Annotated in this window: 18 protein-coding genes, 2 tRNA genes and 1 pseudogene; 10 read left to right on the top strand and 11 right to left on the bottom strand. The window is 39.0% G+C overall.

The genetic code is table 11. The features are described from left to right. Nucleotides 1–63 precede the first annotated feature (63 nt). On the top strand, nucleotides 64–945 hold the full coding sequence (locus tag ACNAN0_RS05600) for an RluA family pseudouridine synthase (protein ID WP_230913860.1): 882 nt from the start codon (nucleotides 64–66) through the stop codon (nucleotides 943–945). A 49-nt stretch (nucleotides 946–994) separates the two neighbouring features. On the opposite strand, the gene ACNAN0_RS05595 is transcribed toward ACNAN0_RS05600, so the two are convergent. The 3 genes from ACNAN0_RS05595 to ACNAN0_RS05585 form a co-directional block, all read right to left on the bottom strand. Beyond that, nucleotides 995–1,462: an arginine repressor gene (locus ACNAN0_RS05595; RefSeq protein ID WP_230914676.1), complete on the bottom strand. Its 468-nt coding sequence runs from the start codon at nucleotides 1,460–1,462 to the stop codon at nucleotides 995–997. Nucleotides 1,463–1,479: 17 nt separating this feature from the next. Then, a complete protein-coding gene (argS, locus tag ACNAN0_RS05590) occupies nucleotides 1,480–3,171 on the bottom strand; it encodes an arginine--tRNA ligase (RefSeq protein ID WP_230914675.1) in 1,692 nt (563 codons plus the stop codon). Nucleotides 3,172–3,567: 396 nt separating this feature from the next. Next, a tRNA-Gly gene (locus ACNAN0_RS05585) sits at nucleotides 3,568–3,638 on the bottom strand. 161 nt (nucleotides 3,639–3,799) lie between these two features. Between ACNAN0_RS05585 and ACNAN0_RS05580 the strand changes: the two genes are divergently transcribed. Continuing rightward, nucleotides 3,800–4,180, top strand: coding sequence for a hypothetical protein (locus tag ACNAN0_RS05580; protein WP_230914674.1), 381 nt, complete (start codon nucleotides 3,800–3,802; stop codon nucleotides 4,178–4,180). A gap of 294 nt (nucleotides 4,181–4,474) precedes the next feature. Here the strand turns inward: ACNAN0_RS05580 and ACNAN0_RS05575 are convergent, their stop codons facing one another. From ACNAN0_RS05575 to ACNAN0_RS05565, 3 genes are read right to left on the bottom strand one after another with little or no spacing between them, the layout of a single operon-like run. Beyond that, entirely contained in the window at nucleotides 4,475–5,473 is a 999-nt protein-coding gene (locus ACNAN0_RS05575; RefSeq protein WP_230914673.1) for a zinc-dependent alcohol dehydrogenase family protein, read from the bottom strand. A gap of 18 nt (nucleotides 5,474–5,491) precedes the next feature. After that, nucleotides 5,492–6,127 (bottom strand): hypothetical protein, encoded by a 636-nt coding sequence (locus ACNAN0_RS05570; RefSeq protein WP_416354102.1) that lies wholly within the window; start codon nucleotides 6,125–6,127, stop codon nucleotides 5,492–5,494. A gap of 15 nt (nucleotides 6,128–6,142) precedes the next feature. Then, on the bottom strand, nucleotides 6,143–7,030 hold the full coding sequence (locus tag ACNAN0_RS05565) for a GRP family sugar transporter (RefSeq protein WP_230914671.1): 888 nt from the start codon (nucleotides 7,028–7,030) through the stop codon (nucleotides 6,143–6,145). 181 nt (nucleotides 7,031–7,211) lie between these two features. Between ACNAN0_RS05565 and ACNAN0_RS05560 the strand changes: the two genes are divergently transcribed. The 5 genes from ACNAN0_RS05560 to ACNAN0_RS05540 all read left to right on the top strand — a co-directional run bounded on the left by ACNAN0_RS05560 (nucleotide 7,212) and on the right by ACNAN0_RS05540 (nucleotide 8,766). Then, nucleotides 7,212–7,430 (top strand): hypothetical protein, encoded by a 219-nt coding sequence (locus ACNAN0_RS05560; protein WP_230914670.1) that lies wholly within the window; start codon nucleotides 7,212–7,214, stop codon nucleotides 7,428–7,430. Nucleotides 7,431–7,461: 31 nt separating this feature from the next. Next, the gene (locus ACNAN0_RS05555) at nucleotides 7,462–7,956 is read left to right on the top strand and encodes a hypothetical protein (protein ID WP_416354101.1); all 495 of its coding nucleotides are present in this window, start codon (nucleotides 7,462–7,464) and stop codon (nucleotides 7,954–7,956) included. Between the two features lie 24 nt (nucleotides 7,957–7,980). Next, entirely contained in the window at nucleotides 7,981–8,160 is a 180-nt protein-coding gene (locus ACNAN0_RS05550; RefSeq protein WP_416354100.1) for a hypothetical protein, read from the top strand. Between the two features lie 73 nt (nucleotides 8,161–8,233). Beyond that, a tRNA-Gln gene (locus ACNAN0_RS05545) sits at nucleotides 8,234–8,306 on the top strand. A gap of 244 nt (nucleotides 8,307–8,550) precedes the next feature. Next, on the top strand, nucleotides 8,551–8,766 hold the full coding sequence (locus tag ACNAN0_RS05540; protein WP_230914668.1) for a helix-turn-helix domain-containing protein: 216 nt from the start codon (nucleotides 8,551–8,553) through the stop codon (nucleotides 8,764–8,766). Nucleotides 8,767–8,852: 86 nt separating this feature from the next. On the opposite strand, the gene ACNAN0_RS05535 is transcribed toward ACNAN0_RS05540, so the two are convergent. Then, nucleotides 8,853–8,999: a hypothetical protein gene (locus tag ACNAN0_RS05535; protein ID WP_230914667.1), complete on the bottom strand. Its 147-nt coding sequence runs from the start codon at nucleotides 8,997–8,999 to the stop codon at nucleotides 8,853–8,855. Between the two features lie 255 nt (nucleotides 9,000–9,254). Between ACNAN0_RS05535 and ACNAN0_RS05530 the strand changes: the two genes are divergently transcribed. Then, nucleotides 9,255–9,674, top strand: a complete 420-nt coding sequence (locus ACNAN0_RS05530) for a pyridoxamine 5'-phosphate oxidase family protein (RefSeq protein ID WP_416354099.1) — start codon at nucleotides 9,255–9,257, stop codon at nucleotides 9,672–9,674. Here ACNAN0_RS05530 and ACNAN0_RS05525 read toward each other — a convergent pair. Beyond that, entirely contained in the window at nucleotides 9,665–10,612 is a 948-nt protein-coding gene (locus tag ACNAN0_RS05525) for a sensor histidine kinase (protein ID WP_230914665.1), read from the bottom strand. The two genes, ACNAN0_RS05530 and ACNAN0_RS05525, sit on opposite strands and share 10 nt — an antisense overlap. A 175-nt stretch (nucleotides 10,613–10,787) precedes the next feature. Beyond that, nucleotides 10,788–11,928, bottom strand: a pseudogene (locus ACNAN0_RS05520) (IS3 family transposase). A 74-nt stretch (nucleotides 11,929–12,002) separates the two neighbouring features. Here ACNAN0_RS05520 and ACNAN0_RS05515 point away from each other — a divergent pair. Beyond that, nucleotides 12,003–12,293 (top strand): hypothetical protein, encoded by a 291-nt coding sequence (locus ACNAN0_RS05515; RefSeq protein ID WP_230914224.1) that lies wholly within the window; start codon nucleotides 12,003–12,005, stop codon nucleotides 12,291–12,293. A gap of 73 nt (nucleotides 12,294–12,366) precedes the next feature. Here ACNAN0_RS05515 and buk read toward each other — a convergent pair whose 3' ends face one another. Beyond that, nucleotides 12,367–13,485: a butyrate kinase gene (gene buk / locus ACNAN0_RS05510; RefSeq protein ID WP_230914225.1), complete on the bottom strand. Its 1,119-nt coding sequence runs from the start codon at nucleotides 13,483–13,485 to the stop codon at nucleotides 12,367–12,369. Nucleotides 13,486–13,512: 27 nt separating this feature from the next. Then, the gene (locus ACNAN0_RS05505; RefSeq protein WP_230914226.1) at nucleotides 13,513–14,343 is read right to left on the bottom strand and encodes a phosphate acyltransferase; all 831 of its coding nucleotides are present in this window, start codon (nucleotides 14,341–14,343) and stop codon (nucleotides 13,513–13,515) included. Between the two features lie 158 nt (nucleotides 14,344–14,501). Between ACNAN0_RS05505 and ACNAN0_RS05500 the strand changes: the two genes are divergently transcribed. Further along, entirely contained in the window at nucleotides 14,502–15,911 is a 1,410-nt protein-coding gene (locus tag ACNAN0_RS05500) for an APC family permease (protein WP_416354176.1), read from the top strand. The last annotated feature ends 3 nt before the right edge of the window (nucleotides 15,912–15,914 follow it).

Below are 15,914 nucleotides of genomic sequence, written 5' to 3'. Positions count from 1 at the left end.
ACCATCCTTAAGATGGATTTTATAAATCTAATAATTGGGATGACTGGAGTGAAGATCAGTCTAATGAAAAGAAACATCTATCTCAATACCCAGACAACTTTTCCTAGTGTCCGGGCGTTATTAAAAGCGTGGTATATCCCCCGTAAATGGCAGCATGAATTACGCGTTAACAAAGCGGTTCTAATTAACGGCCAATATCAGAATTTCAACCTAGCTGTCAAACCAGACAGCCAAGTCACTTTAAACTTCAAAAATATCAGCTCTAATCAACAAAACTATCCAGCAGCATTTAGACACGACCTCGCAATTTTTTATGAAGATCGCGATCTAATCGTTATCAACAAACCAGCTGGCTTAAAAACGCATCCGAATCAACCCAACGAAACCAATACGTTGATCAACTATGTAGCAGGATACTTAGCACCCAAACGGCAACAACCCTATATTCTTCATCGCCTAGACATGTTAACCAGTGGGTTAATTATTTTTGCTAAGAATCCACTTGTCGTGCCCTTAATGAACGCTATGTTGCGTGACAAGGTCATCCAACGCCATTATCTAGCTATCGTTCGTAATAGTTTTACGCTCAAAGACCAGGGCATGATTGATTTACCGATCGATTTTGATCCTAAAGATCAGCGGAAGCGTCGAGTAGCCTCAACTGGTCTACCAGCCATTACAAACTATAAAACATTAAAGCGTCAACAAGGATTGGCTTTAGTTCAGTTAACCCTAGCAACTGGACGGACGCACCAAATCAGAGTTCATTTAAATGCCTTAAATGCACCTATTGTGAATGATCCCTTATATGATGCTTTAACACCTGAAAATACGACTGATCGATTGATGTTATTCGCCCAAGAGATCAACTTGCAGCGTCCCTTTAGTTACAACAAAATAGTCATTCAAGCGCCGATCCCGCGTGCTTTTAAAACATATTTCTAAACTATTAAAAAAACTGAGTTGCAGGATACCTGCCCTCAGTTTTTTTATTTTAATTTAAAGTAGGAAAATCAATTGCTTCGGCAATCCAATCATGAACTTCGGTTGCTGTAGCTATATCAGGAGAAATCACGATCACGGTATCATGTCCCGCTAGTGTCCCAACAACATCATCAAGTTTTGCTGAATCAATTGCTGCTGCAAAAACATTACCATTGCTTGGCAATGTTTTGACCACATTCATAAACTGAACTTGAGTAACTCGATCAACCACATCACTGATCACTTTTGTAAGTGCCTCACGATCTGTCTTGCTTTCATCAGCATAGGCAACGTAGCGAACCGTTCCATTCTCATCAGGGGCTTTAATGATTTTTAACGCCTTAATATCCCGAGACATCGTCGCTTGGGTAATTGACACACCTTGGGCATTAAGCAATCGAATTAAATCGCGCTGATTATTTACCACATGTTTCCGAATCGTTTCTAAAACGATCGCACGGCGTTCAGTACTTTTCATGGTCAAAACCTCACAACTTACATTTCTTGGGGGCTTGCAACACCCAATAAGCTTAAAGCGTTCTCTAAAACAATAGTAACACTTTTTACGAGACTTAATCTAGCATTTAATTGTGGATCATCAACAAGAATACGGGTATGGGCATAGTACTTGTTAAACTGTTTTGCTAACCGTAAGCTGTACTTAGCAATGACAGAAGGTTCATAAAGCTTAAGCGCACGTTGAATGACCTCAGGGTAATCAGCTAAGAGCTTCAAAATGTCCCAAGCGGCGTCATCAGTCAAGGCTAAAGCATCATCTAAGGTATAACTAAGGCTACTCTTTCGTAAAATACTCTGAGCACGCGCATTGGTATACTGGACATAAGGTCCGGTTTCACCTTCAAAGCGCACAACTTCTTCTAAGTTGAAATCAAAATTATCCATACGGTCATTTTTTAAATCGTGGAAAATAACAGCGCCGACACCGACTTCTTTGGCAACTTTATCTTGGTTTGGTAGATCGGGATTTTTCTCTTTGATTTGTGCCTTGGCTAAACGAATGGCATCATTTAGAACTTCTTCTAATAAAATCACGCGGCCTTGTCGAGTTGATAGTTTTTTACCGTTTTCCGTGATCAAACCAAATGGAATGTGCACTATTTGATCAGCCCAATTGTAACCCATTTCTTTCAAAACAGCTTTTAATTGTTGGAAATGTTCACTCTGTTCATTGCCCACTACGTAAAGTGATTGTACAAAATGGTAGGTGCGCTTACGGTAAATTGCGGCCGCCAAATCTCGTGTCATATAAAGGGTGGCGCCATCTGATTTTTGAATCAATGCCGGATTTAAACCATATTTTTCAAGGTCAACGATTTCGGCACCTTGGCTCTCATGCAATAAGTTTTTTGCCTTCAAAAGATCAATGACTTCAGCCATTTTATCGTTGTAGAAAGCTTCGCCATTGAATGAGTCAAATTCAACACCCAGCATTTGATAAATTTTTTGGAATTCCTTCAAAGATTCACTTCTAAACCACTGCCATAAATCAGTTGCTTCCTGATCACCATCTTCGAGCTTCTTAAACCAAGCCCGAGCTTCATCATCTAATTCGGGATGAGCCACATCTTCTTTGTGAAAACGGACATAGTAATTTAACAAATTGGTAATCGGATCTTCACGAACAGCTGCTTCCGATCCCCACTTTTTATAAGCGACAATCAGTTTGCCAAATTGCGTGCCCCAATCCCCCAAATGATTGATCTTAATTGGGTGGTAACCTGTTTTAGTCAAAATTTTAGCAATAGCGTTACCAATGACTGTTGACCGGAGATGCCCCATTGAAATTGGCTTAGCAATATTGGGCGAAGACATGTCAATGGGCACATTGCCACCATGTCCAAGATCCTGATCACCATAATTCTGGTCAGCTTTCAAAATTGTTTTTAGTGTTTCTTCACTGAATGTCTGCTTATTCAAAAAGAAATTAACATATGGCCCAGTTGCGACGACTTTTTCAAAGGCTGTCTGATCAATTTTCGCCACTAGATCTAAAGCAATTTGTTGTGGCGCTTTGTGCAAAGACTTAGCAAGTTGAAAAGTAGGGAAAGCATAATCGCCCAAGTCAGAAGACTTGGGAACTTCAATAACGTTCATCAATGCTTCTTTTGATAAAAACTCTGAAACCGTTGGTTCAAGTGCTGCAATAACTTGTTGTTTGAAATCCATAATTTCCTCCATAAAAAAATCTCTTCTGTATCATTTCATACAGAAGAGACGAGATTTTCCCGCGGTACCACTCTAATTGACCTAAAGTCCACTTTAATCATATTCAGTTGGTGCAAACGAGCGCGACATTGAAACCAATTGTAAGTTTCTCACTAACAACTTACTCACTGAAAATTGGCTTATTCAATTTATTCTCATTTGTATAATTGTTAGTATTCTAAATGAAAAAAAGTTATTCGTCAACACACGTCCCCTAAAAATGGCACTTTTGTCCCCTTACATCTTAAAAGGCTTCAAATATTCATTAATCAAAAACAAAAAATGACCAAACACAAAAGATTATTTTGCGTCTGATCAACTGTGAAAAGTATCATGCTATTACTTGCTATATCTAGAAGCGGGTGACGAGAATCGAACTCGCGACTTCAGCTTGGGAAGCTGGGATTTTACCACTAAACTACACCCGCAATACTTAGAACATTCTAGCAGTCTTATGAGAAATTGTAAACATAAAATTTTATCATTATTCTCTCATCATTTTACAATTATGTAACTTGCTTTCCAGCGGCATAACCATTAAAATTAAAATATGATTAATTAACGTTCCCACGTAATTGGAGGGAAATATATGTCGAATGAATTAAAGTATGTTTTTGGGGCAAAGAATACCAAAACTGAAACTGGGTATCAGATTGAATTTATTAATATTCCTAAAATATATGCCAAAGGGACGACTTATGAAGAAACTGTCTACTACTCTTATCGTGTCTTAGCAAATTTTTTGACTTCTCTGGAACATGACCCTAAACGAATTCAAAAGTATACCTTACAGATGAGCCAGGCAATGAAACCTAACAAAAATGTATTTTATTCAATAATTTTAGCAGACCCAAGTTTAGACCCACATCAGATGGAAACCTCTTTTATTTTGCCCCAAGCAACTGCGGAGACAATTGGTACTGAGGCAACCGCACTCAGCCGACTATTAAATTATCAAAACACATATTGAAATAACCGCAAAACGTAATAAAATTATGAGTAGGTCATTTATTTTAAGGATAAGGATCTGATTTTTTGGCACAAACAGTAGGGTCAGAACAAGACCAAGAAAAAAAATCATTCAAGTGTCCTAGCTGTCACAAAAACATTACTTTTGGTATTAATCAATGCCCTTATTGTCACGTAAATATCTTTTACCGTGATATGTCAGAAACTTTTTGGAATAAACGCAAACAAAAGCTTCTAAAAAATAGCAGCGCCATCTCAAATTAATCAGAGGTGGTTCTGCTATTTTTATTTGTGCTTATAATTTCACAACAGCTTTTGTTATTTTGTAGTCGATCCTGCCCGCAAGCACATCTGGCACGTCTGCTAAAGTCAGCTCATGGGTTATCAAGGCTTCAACGTTCACCTTTTTATTCGCTAATAATGTAATTGCGTCACCCATTGCGTATGGATTAATAAAAGCACCTTTGATCGTTAGCTCTTTGGCATAAATATCAAATGAATTGATTGTGATCATGTCTTCTGGGTTAGAGACGCCAAACATTAAAACCTGGCCGCCTTTAGCTGCCGATGCGATTGCTTGTGTTTGGGTTTGCTTAAGTCCCACACACTCGATCACAATATCAAATTGTGCGCCATGTTCTCCCTCAGCTGGGTCAAATACTTCATCGGCACCAATTTTATGGAGTAATTCCACCTTTTTAGGATTATGACCAGAAACAACGACACGCGCCATACCTAATTGTGCAAAATATCTGGTGAATAGTTGCCCCACAAAGCCGTCTCCAATTATTAAAACCGATTGATGGGGTTGTATATTTAATTCATGGATGCCATGCATCACACAACTAACCGGTTCCGTCATTGCGGCCGCTTTTAAAGATAAGTTATCAGGTATGGGATAAATATTCGTTGCTGGTACATTAACATACTCTGCCATGCCGCCATTTCGAGTGACGCCAATGGCAGAATTATGTAAGCAAAGTTGTGGCCGGCCTTCATGACAATAGCGGCAATAACCACAAGGAATATTAGGATCAATTGTGACGCGTTGACCAACTTTCAAATCGGCACGAACATCATCACCCACGGCCGAAATGATACCCGCATTCTCGTGACCCAACACAACTGGTGGCTCTGCCTGAGCTGATCCAGGCTGACCATTATAAAGATGCTTATCCGTGCCGCAGATACCGACGTATTTCATTTGAACTTGCACTTCATTGGCTAATAACGCCGGTCGTTCAATCGTCTTCAAAACCATTTTCTGAGTATCTTCTAATACGAGAGCTTTCATAAATGACCTCCTAAAATTTTATATTTGTGTCTGAGAATTTAACAGCGAAGTATAATCTTTTTCAGTTAAGTTCAACGTACTCAATTGTTGATCAACGTTAGTCAACGCCTCATAATAATCTTCTGGTAACGCCTTTAAAAAAATATTAGCATCGATACCACTACCTGAAAAATTCTGTTTAAATTTCTTTTTATCAAAGTAAATGATTGTTTGCTCATAAGACGATTTCTCAAAATCTTCTGAAACAGAAATACCCGTATATTTCTTATCCAGTGTCAAAGTCGTATTTCGAGACTTGACAAGATATTTTGTCCCAAGATCCGTCACGGAATCAATTGGGTCACTGGCACTGATGACATCCCGAGCATTCGCCACCGTAAATAGATCAGCTACCCCATCAATATCTCTTTGTTCAATAATCAAGAAATAGGCACTGCTCAAAATGGCACCTAAAATAATGATGATAAAAAATCCAGACCAATATTGATTTAAAACTTGGACGTGTTGGTAATTATAAATAATTTGTGTGCCAGCCGCAAAAAGTACCGCCACAGTCAAAATCCCCCAAGTTAGATTAATACTGTTTTTAGCCAATCGATGATGTTTCAAAAAAGTCCGAGCTGCAGATAAATCTAATTTTTTTTCGTTTGCCATAGGATACACCTCCAATTACTGCTTCATGATGCCTAACAAAACGCCACCAGCAATAACTAACAAACACCCAAGGACCGTATAATTCAATTCTCGCCGTGTCTTGTGTTCATGCAGTATAAAGATACCGCCGAGCGTGGAAATAATGATACCCATCTGTGACATTGAAAAACTGATTGCTAAACCAATTTGAGCAATGGCCAATTGATAGAACACATTACCTAATGCCCATAGTATACCTACAACCACATTGAAATAAGTGAATCGGCTACGCATTTGTTTAGGCGTAAGTGAACTAGATGCTGCAAAGGCTTCAATCAATGCACCAATAGCTTGAGGTAACAAAATAGCATAGGCATTCACAGCAAAGGCTTTGGTCGTAATTGAATAAAGTGAGATACCCACACCCGAAAGTAGAATGGCGATATAGCCAACCAAATTACTTTTTTGATTGCTGTCGAGTGTCTCTTGGTTACCCTTCTCTTTCTTAGAGGTGAAATACGCACCGATGATCAAAATTGCCAAAGCAATAAATCCTAACGTGAAATCTTTACCAGTGGTCCACTCATGAAAAATAAAGGCACCTGCTAAAGTTGTAATAATCAGCTGTGCCGCCGTTGACAGTGGCAACCCCACTGAAACACCAACTTCATTAAAACCTCGAAATTGCTGATTCTGACCATAACAATAGAAAAAGCCAGAAGCCAGGCCGACGAAAGTTGTTTTCAAATCAATCGTTGGTTGTTTGATAAAAAACATAACTAACGCAAAAACTAAAATGCCGTAACTTTCTCCCAAAATTTGATTTTGGTTGGTCCCACCAATTTTGTTACTGACAAGACCAATACTGCCCCAGCAAACTGCTGTAATTAAGGCAAAAATAATACCCACTTGATCACCTTCCATGTATACGAACACTAATTAAATTACAAGTCTATGACATCGATGTCAAACGATAAGTATTTTTTTCACAAATGATTAAGCGCTTTATTCACTGCTGGACCATTTACAGAAAATTTTTATAGCTTTTTCGTTATCAGATCTTAATAAATTTTGGTATACTGAAACTTGTAAAGGAGGGTTTACTTTGTGGGAGGATTTAAGTAGCTCTATCCGAAAGATGTTAGCGAATCATTTGCGGATCACCATCTTTTTTTCTGATGGTCAGCACATTACCGTTGATGCTTTAAATTCAACTGATCAGCCACAGAAATCAAATGTCATTTTGGCATCTAACAGTCAATCTGATTATCATTATTTGATCAATGTGTCGCAAATCACCTTTGTTCGTCTAGTCACCCACTGACTAATTTTAATTTGCTTCTGGAGGGTTGAAGATGAGTACTTATCGTAGTGAGCAGTTACTTGAAAACTACGGTTTAATTCAGTTTATAAATCATGAATTTTTACCTGAAAATATTACTGTCAGTGCTTGGTCAGATTATGACATTCTCGCAGCAATTTTAGATCAGCAGATAAATTATGAATTCCAACACCAGCAATTCCATACCGTCGTTGCTTTACTTCAAGTCATTCGTGATTTGAGTCGCAGTGCACCCCAATTAAATGATTTGTTAACGGCGGATATTTCTATTTTGTATTTTGTCAATTTTATCAGTGGCATCCAAGACGAGCACAAGCTGGTCAATGATGTTCTGACTGAAGTCAAGGAAATTGGCCCAACGCTTTTACATGATGACCAAGCAGTCACACAAAAATTGCAAGCAATTGCTCAAAACTTTCCAGTTTCGGATCATCAACTCGCAGCTGGTTTTGAGAAAGACATGCACCGTCTTTTGAATCCAAGTACAACTAACAAAATGTCCACTTAACTTTATAGAAAGCAGATGACAATCATGGATTTGTTTAAGAACCCTGGTTTGGAAATCAATCAAAAAGACATCTATGCACCTCACCAAGATGAGATCTATGCGATACATTACCAAACTTATGATCTTCGCAATACAAAACTTGTTGTCTATGTCTTACCCAACGGAAAGCTGGATTTTGTTTTTGAAAAAATTAATCATTATTAAACAAAAATCCCAAAATTTAAATTGACAAATTTTGGGATTTTTCTTATACTGATAAAGTTGATTTGTTACTTAATGGGTAATCGCCAAATCGGTAAGGCAGCGGACTCTGAATCCGCAATTTGTAGGTTCGAGCCCTACTTACCCAATCTTAAATACATTGGTTCAGATCCGTTCGCAAAAATCGCGCTAAATCAGCATTTTAAGTTTTTAGAATTTCACTGATTCACATTGATTAACAAAAGTAGTGAGCCTCGAGTGAGCCTCGGGGAATTTAAAAAATTCGGCTGGTTAGTTTGATGGCATCCCTACTAAGGGGTGTTTTTTATTATCATTATTTTTAATAATTATGAATGACACTAATGAATCAAATTCTTTTTAGGAGCTGATATTATGAACACTTTTAGCCGTTATTTAACACAACAAAAGATCACGCGCTATCAGATCGCCAAAGCAACCGGTATTTATCAATCTACGTTACAGCGTGCTTCAAAAGCCACATCACTCGACACACTAAGTGTTAAAATTTTAAAAGCTGTTGCGACTACATTACATAAAACACCTGGTCAAGTACTTGATGAATTGCTCGCGCTTTCCAATACAAATTAGATTGCTAGACCCACAAAAAAAGACCTATACCATATTTCGGTACAGGTCTTTTTTAACTGTCGTTAGAAATCACAAGTATGTCCTTTCTAAGCCACTTGATCGGTATCATGAACGGTTAAAGCATCACGAATCGCATCTTGAATCGTGTCGCCATGTCCGACCACAGCTTCATTATCACGACTAATCACTGTGAAGACTTGTGTTTCAGTATTTAATTGCACTCGAAATTTCATGTATAATTCCCTCCTTTCTTATTTGTAAATTTTTTCACGTTACTAAGTAAGTATATATGAAAATGTTTTCAATTACTTCAGACTAAAGTCTTATTTAATTAAAAATTAATTTTTATCTCTTGTTTAATATTTATTATGTTATTTTTTTATAGTCCTAAAATTATAAATTACGCAAATCAAATTAGATAAGACTTTTTGATTGACATTCAGCATAAATAAGCTAGAATTCTCTATATCTTAAGGGGGTATCTACTCATGATCCAATTAACAACCGAAATGAAATCTATGATCGTAAATAATTTAGCATACATCGCTACCGTTGACGAAAATGGTAATCCAGATGTTGGCCCTAAGGAAACCATGCGTGTTTTAGACGATAATCATCTGATTTATAATGAAATGACCGGTCGGCAGACAATGCACAATATCGCTGATAATGGCAAGGCCATCGTCGCGGTTGCAAATAAACAAGAACTGAAAGGTTTTCGCTTTGCAGGGCCGGCCCAACTCTTTACATCCGGAGTGTATTTTGAACAGGCTCAGGCCTATGCTCAAGCTAACAACTTACCGGCAGCCAAAGCGGCTGCTGTCATTACCGTAGAGAAAATCTATGTGTTGGATCCTGGTCCCCATGCTGGTGAATTAATTGCTGATAACGCTGCTGATCAAGCATGAGCCAATGGTAAAGTGACTATGAATTTAACACCTTTGGGATGGGCGTCTTCAACCCGGATCTTGCCATGGTGCTGATTAACGATCCACTGGGCAATTGTTAATCCTAAGCCGTTGCCACCAGAGTATTTATTCCTGGCCGTATCTCCCCGATAAAAACGTTCAAAAATATGTGGTCGGTCAGACGCTGCAAGTGGCATGCCAGTATTACCTATCTCAATCTGTAAATACTTTTCATTTTCCTTAGCATTAATCCAGATACTATCACCTGACGAAGTATACTGTAATGCATTACTGAGTAAGATAACACACACTTGTTTTAAGCGTTGCATATCAATTTTTAAGGTCGCTTGTTTATCAATTTGATAGACAAGCGATTTTTTTTGACTTTTGGCAATTTCTTGAAGCCAGTTCATATTTTTAACTAACGTCAAATTTAAATTCAATTGGGCCGCATCCGTTCGAGCAAGCAACAATAAATCATTTGTCAGTGTTTGCAGTCGTGAAATTTCGGTCAAACTCTTAGCAATCTCATCTGCAACATCGATCACTTGCTTATTTGGTTGTATCAATAAGTATTCTTGCTGACTTTGAATCACTGCTAGCGGTGCCCGAAGTTCATGAGCAGCATCGGCCGTGAATTCTCGTTGCCGCTGCCAAGATCGATTAATTGGCCGCATTGCCCACACTGTTAAGATAAAACTAAAAATGACCGCTAATAACCATAAAAATACGACTGTTAAAATTAATGACTTACGAAAGACATTGATTGATTGCAGTTCGCTATCAATGTTTTGCAAGATCAATACATATTTACCGGAATAAAGCGGGTCTGGATTACTGCGCGGCACCTTGACCAATAAGGTTCGAAAACTACCACTATTCGTTTGTAGTGTCTGTTTTTTATTTAAACTTGATTTCTCTAACTTTATATTGCGCAAATAGTCATAGTGGATTTGAGTCAATATCTTGGACACGATTTGAGAGATTTTTTTCGATATTCCGATGGGCGATTATTTCATCACTTCGATCGAATATCAAACCCACACCGTTTGACATCTGATCGAAGTGATGAAGAAGCCCGTTATGGAATATGCGTCAAAAAATAATGGTTATTTAGGCTCGCTTAGCTAAATTCTCCATTTGTTCTGGAGTTAAATAATCGATACTGCTGTGGATCCGATTACGATTATAAAAACCTTCAATATATTGGAAGATAGCCCGATGGGCTACTTCAAAATCTTCGTACAGCTTTGCAGGATAGACTTCCTCTTTTTGACTGAGGCGTGAAATGATTCAATACCGGCGTTGTCATAAGGGCAGCCCTTTCGGCTGAAAGAATGCTGAATATTTAGTTCTTGTAATCTGGATTCATAGGCAGCACTAGTGTACTGAGCGCCAAGATCTGAGTGGATGATCAAATCCTTGGTCGGCACATTATTCAATAGAGCATGTTCAAGTGTGTCAAGAACAAGTTTTACGGTCATTTGTTTGCCATATTTCCAGCCAATGATCTTTTTAGTGTGGAGGTCTTGGATCGTAGATAAATAAGTCCAACCGTCTTTTCGAGTGTGAATATAAGTGATATCGGTTGCCCATTTTTGATTGATAGTCGTTGTTGTAAAGTCCTGGTTCAATAAATTTTTTCGGCCTTCGGTTATTGGCTTTGAAAATCGACTCGGTTGATACTTCTTAACAGTGATGGCCCGTAGGCCCAACGTTTTCATGAGTTTTTGAACTCGCTTCAAGGAAATATGCTCACCTCGACTGATGAGAAGGTAATGAATCTTAGGAGCACCATAAATACCCTTATTCTCAAAATAGATCCCTGAGATCAATCGACAAAGACGTTCATTCTCAATTTCACGTTTAGAGGGCCGTTTTTTAAGCCATTGGTAATAACTAGACCTTGGCACTGATAGAGCAGCACACATTTGCTTGATATCATGATTTTTGACATTTGATTGGATATATTCGAAGACGATAGTTGATTCTACTTTTGAGCGAATATGGTCAAGGCTTTTTTTAAGATGGCATTTTCCTCCTTCATACGAGCCATCTCTTTCTTCATAGCTAAAATTTCTGCTTCGGATACTCCATTTTTTTCGTTTTTGGTATAAAGCTTTTTCCAGCGGTAGATTGTTTGCGTAGCGATACCATATTCCTCGGCTAACGAATCGATCGAGTGACCAGATTGGTTGAGGTCAAGGATCATCTTCTTGAAATCTTCATCAAATGTTTTTCTCTTTTTGGTCATTTTGGACACGTCCTGTTCTTAGTAGTTAGATTCTACCAAACCGTATCCATGAAATCATCCTAACATCACATTCAATGGTTCCTTTAAAGCTTGCTTCCTGGATTGGCACACTGTTGGTTCTTATCGGCCTTGTTAGTTTATTGACAGGCATGATTGGTCAATTCTCAGTGAGTCTGGAAATCCTGGCAAGCACCACATTGATTGGTGGTTTGATCTTACTAACCATCGGGATCATGGGAAATTATTTAGGTCGGATTTTCGTGCAATCACGACGACGGCCACTGTATGTTGTTTCGGAAATCGCCGGTTTTAAAAGTCAGTTAAATCAGCACTTGCAATTTGAGGAACATCAACGCTTTGGCTAATCATTAAAAAACTCGGTCTATCGACATTTGAGTATTCACTCAACGATTCGATAGACCGAGTTTTTTGTATTTATCAGAGATATTTAGCCTGCTTTTGTGCTACTTTTTGACTTTCAGTTAAATAATCCTTAGCTTTCGCTTGACCGGCTAGTACCAGCTGTACCCCGTGATTTAAAGCGGCCATTTCACTTTGACCTGGGTGGACAAAAATCGGTGCGATCCAAGCCGTCCTTTGTTTGATCAAAGCCACTAGCTGGTCATTGAATGCCATACCACCAGTTAAGACAATACCATCCACTTGACCAGTTAAGACAGTTGCAAAAACGCCGATTTCTTTAGCAATTTGATAAGCTAGTGCTTTAAAAACTAACTTGGCAAAAGCATTGCCGGACTTTACTTTGGCCATAATCTCGTCTAAGTTTTGAGTTCCAAAATAAGACATCAGACCTGCTTTTTCACCGACAAAAAGTGACACTTCATCGGCATAGTTCAGTTTTTGATCACTTACATATTGTAGCGTGGTCAATCCAGGCAACGCACCTGTTCGGTTCGGTCCAAATGGGCCCTCGCCATCTAAACCATTAGTTGCATCCACAACACGACCATGTTGGTGCGCACCAACCGTGACGCCGCCACCCATATGAACAACAATCAAGTTTTTTTCGTCATACTGCCAACCTTGTTCGGCCGCTACTGCACGTGCTGCAGCCTTTTGATTTAAGGCATGAAAAACACTTCGTCTTGGAATAGCCGCATTTCCAGAAATATAAGCAACTGGTTGAAATTCATCGGTAACAACGGAATCAACAATATAAGCAGGAATATGTAATGCTGCCGCAAACTTATCGGCTAACAGTCCACCCAAATTCGAAGCGTGCACGCCATAACGACCGCTGGTTAAATCAATGATCATCGCAGAAGAAACTCGATAAGTGCCACCTGTGATTGGCCGCAGCAAGCCGCCGCGACCGACAACGGCAATAAAATCTGAGCCACTAAAATTTTTTTGCTGCAAAAATTTCGTGATAATACCATAACGAAAATCAAGTTGATCAGCCAGCCGCGAAAATTGAGCAAGCTCTTGGGCTTCATGACGCAATTCCTCAAAAGCAAGTTCCGTTTCATTTTGATAAATACTGATCTTAGTCGTTGTCGATCCAGGATTGATTACCAAAACATAATTATTTGCCATTTTTATGTATTCCTCGATTCAATTAAATTATCGTTTATGATTTAACGTGTTCAAAGCAAATTTTAATGACGCCCTTTTACTTTCAATCCGATCTGAGCGCGATGTTAAAACAATTGGTACACGTGCGCCCACAATCACACCACCGGTTTGAATATCCGTAAATAACATCAGTGCTTTATATAATGCATTACCAGTGTCAATGTTAGGCACCACAATTGCATCAGCATCTCCAACGATTGGCCCTGAAAATTGTTTTTTTGCCACCGCCGATTTTGAAAGTGCCAGATCTAAAGAAATTGGTCCAAAAACTGTTGCCGTTGGATCGGCAGCAAATTGTTGCGTAGCTTCATGTGCTAAAACTGAGGACGGCATTTTAGGATTAAAATTCTCAGCCGCACTCAATAGTGCAATCTTAGGTCGTTGAATACCAATGTTTAAAGCTGTTGCCCGCGTGTTTTCGATAATGGCTATGTATTGATCTAAATTTGGTGCAATGTTCATGCCAGCATCTGACAGTAGAAGCTGCCGACCTTCAGGAAAGCTCAATTGAGCGACATGCGACAGAATCGAGCGTTGTAGCATCTGCTTAGGATACTGCAAAACAGCATGTAAAAGTGTATGTGTCTGAACAATACCCTTAAAGAGAATATCAGCCTCACCTTCAGCAACAAAAGCCACACATTGGGCTACAGCCGCTTTCAAGGAATCCGCCCGATGGTAATGACATGTGGCTGATTCAGACGCTAAAAATTGCCCAGTATCAAATATCTCAGCAATTAAGTCATTGGTTTGACTCATTTGTTGTAATAGGTCGATAATTTCTGTATGATTACCACCGGCGACTGCAATTGTTATCATGTTTATGACCTCCACTTTAATAGGTGTTCGAGCGATTTTTGCTTGACGTTAAACGTACTTTACTTTATTATTTTACAGTATGTTCTCATTAATTATTCATATTTAACTAATTTATACTTAACCTTTACATTGGAGGTTTTTTTTTGGGTTTTAGAAGTATGTTACAGAAACGATCCATTGACCTTGATCTCATTCGCAATAGCCCGCTTGAGCGGACAATTGGTCCCGTTGGTCTAACTGCAATGGGCGTTGGTGCAGTAGTTGGTGCTGGTATATTCATTACACCTGGTATTATTGCAGCTAGCTATGCTGGGCCCAGTGTGATCCTATCTTACATTGTTGCCGCGCTGGTTTGTGCTTTAGCTGCTCTATGCTATTCAGAATTTTCATCTACTATACCACTTTCAGGTAGTGCTTACACCTATGTCTATATCGTTTTTGGTGAATTACCCGCTTGGGTAGTCGGCTGGGCATTAATTTCCGAATATCTTTTTGCAGTTTCATCTGTAGCCGTTAGTTGGTCTGCTTATTTTCAAAACATATTAGACAGTATTGGCCTCCACTTGCCCGAAATTTTGAGAGCAGCCACTGGAACGGCGGGTCACCAAGGTTTCGGGATCAATCTGGTTGCAGGTTTAGTCGTTTTATTAATCGGCTTTTTATTAGCGGGTGGTCTGCGTGAGTCTACTCGCGTCAATACGATCATGGTTTTCGTCAAAGTAGCCGTTATTATTTTATTTGTTGTCGTTGCCGTTTTCTATATCAAGCCAAAAAATTACCATCCTTTTATGCCTTTTGGTGCAACAGGTATCTTCTCAGGCGCTTCCTTAGCGTTCTACGCTTATATTGGTTTTGATGCTGTTTCTACTGCCTCAGAGGAAGTAAAAGAGCCGCAACGAACAATGCCAATTGGTATCGTTTCTTCTTTATTAATTGCTTCATTGCTATACTCATTAGTTTCCTTTGTCATTGTTGGCGTTGTGCACTATAGTCGCCTTAATGTTGGCGATCCAGTTGCATTCGTACTTCAGGTGATTCATCAGAATTGGGTCGCCGGGATTGTTTCTTTGGGTGCCGTTGTCGGTATGACCACCGTACTTTTGGTCATGTCTTACGGTGGCACACGATTGCTTTTTGCAATCAGTCGAGATGGTCTATTGCCTAAAGCCTTTGCTAAAGTCAATCCCAAGACACATGTCCCCATTACGAATACTTGGATTTTTGCAGTTATTGCTAGTTTTTTGGCGATGTTCATTCCACTAGATGTCATTACCGAACTCGTCAATATTGGCACGCTATTTGCTTTCGCGATGGTATCGATCGGTGTGATCTTCTTGCGCAAAAATCCACAGGTCAAGGACTTGCCAACTGCCTATAAAGTCCCACTTTATCCTTTCATTCCAATCTTGTCCTTTATCCTTTGTATTGGTCTGATGCTCAAATTAAGAGCCATCACCTGGATCGTTTTTGGCTTTTGGTTCTTGGCCGGATTGCTAGTCTATTTAATTTATGGCCATCACCATAGTAAATTACTGAATGATCATGTAACCACAGCTCATAAAGATTGATTT

It is taken from the genome of Agrilactobacillus fermenti (assembly GCF_047943045.1).
Taxonomy (GTDB): domain Bacteria; phylum Bacillota; class Bacilli; order Lactobacillales; family Lactobacillaceae; genus Agrilactobacillus; species Agrilactobacillus fermenti.
This window is presented reverse-complemented; position numbering and strand designations above follow the sequence as displayed.

Bases quoted from the DNA above. Each gene is read 5' to 3' on its own strand.
- ACNAN0_RS05600 (WP_230913860.1), top strand. From the start codon at position 64: ATGAAAAGAAACATCTATCTCAATACCCAGACAACTTTTCCTAGTGTC.
- ACNAN0_RS05595 (WP_230914676.1), bottom strand. From the start codon at position 1,462: ATGAAAAGTACTGAACGCCGTGCGATCGTTTTAGAAACGATTCGGAAA.
- argS (WP_230914675.1), bottom strand. From the start codon at position 3,171: ATGGATTTCAAACAACAAGTTATTGCAGCACTTGAACCAACGGTTTCA.
- ACNAN0_RS05580 (WP_230914674.1), top strand. From the start codon at position 3,800: ATGTCGAATGAATTAAAGTATGTTTTTGGGGCAAAGAATACCAAAACT.
- ACNAN0_RS05575 (WP_230914673.1), bottom strand. From the start codon at position 5,473: ATGAAAGCTCTCGTATTAGAAGATACTCAGAAAATGGTTTTGAAGACG.
- ACNAN0_RS05570 (WP_416354102.1), bottom strand. From the start codon at position 6,127: ATGGCAAACGAAAAAAAATTAGATTTATCTGCAGCTCGGACTTTTTTG.
- ACNAN0_RS05565 (WP_230914671.1), bottom strand. From the start codon at position 7,030: ATGGAAGGTGATCAAGTGGGTATTATTTTTGCCTTAATTACAGCAGTT.
- ACNAN0_RS05555 (WP_416354101.1), top strand. From the start codon at position 7,462: ATGAGTACTTATCGTAGTGAGCAGTTACTTGAAAACTACGGTTTAATT.
- ACNAN0_RS05550 (WP_416354100.1), top strand. From the start codon at position 7,981: ATGGATTTGTTTAAGAACCCTGGTTTGGAAATCAATCAAAAAGACATC.
- ACNAN0_RS05540 (WP_230914668.1), top strand. From the start codon at position 8,551: ATGAACACTTTTAGCCGTTATTTAACACAACAAAAGATCACGCGCTAT.
- ACNAN0_RS05535 (WP_230914667.1), bottom strand. From the start codon at position 8,999: ATGAAATTTCGAGTGCAATTAAATACTGAAACACAAGTCTTCACAGTG.
- ACNAN0_RS05530 (WP_416354099.1), top strand. From the start codon at position 9,255: ATGATCCAATTAACAACCGAAATGAAATCTATGATCGTAAATAATTTA.
- ACNAN0_RS05515 (WP_230914224.1), top strand. From the start codon at position 12,003: ATGGTTCCTTTAAAGCTTGCTTCCTGGATTGGCACACTGTTGGTTCTT.
- buk (WP_230914225.1), bottom strand. From the start codon at position 13,485: ATGGCAAATAATTATGTTTTGGTAATCAATCCTGGATCGACAACGACT.
- ACNAN0_RS05505 (WP_230914226.1), bottom strand. From the start codon at position 14,343: ATGATAACAATTGCAGTCGCCGGTGGTAATCATACAGAAATTATCGAC.
- ACNAN0_RS05500 (WP_416354176.1), top strand. From the start codon at position 14,502: ATGTTACAGAAACGATCCATTGACCTTGATCTCATTCGCAATAGCCCG.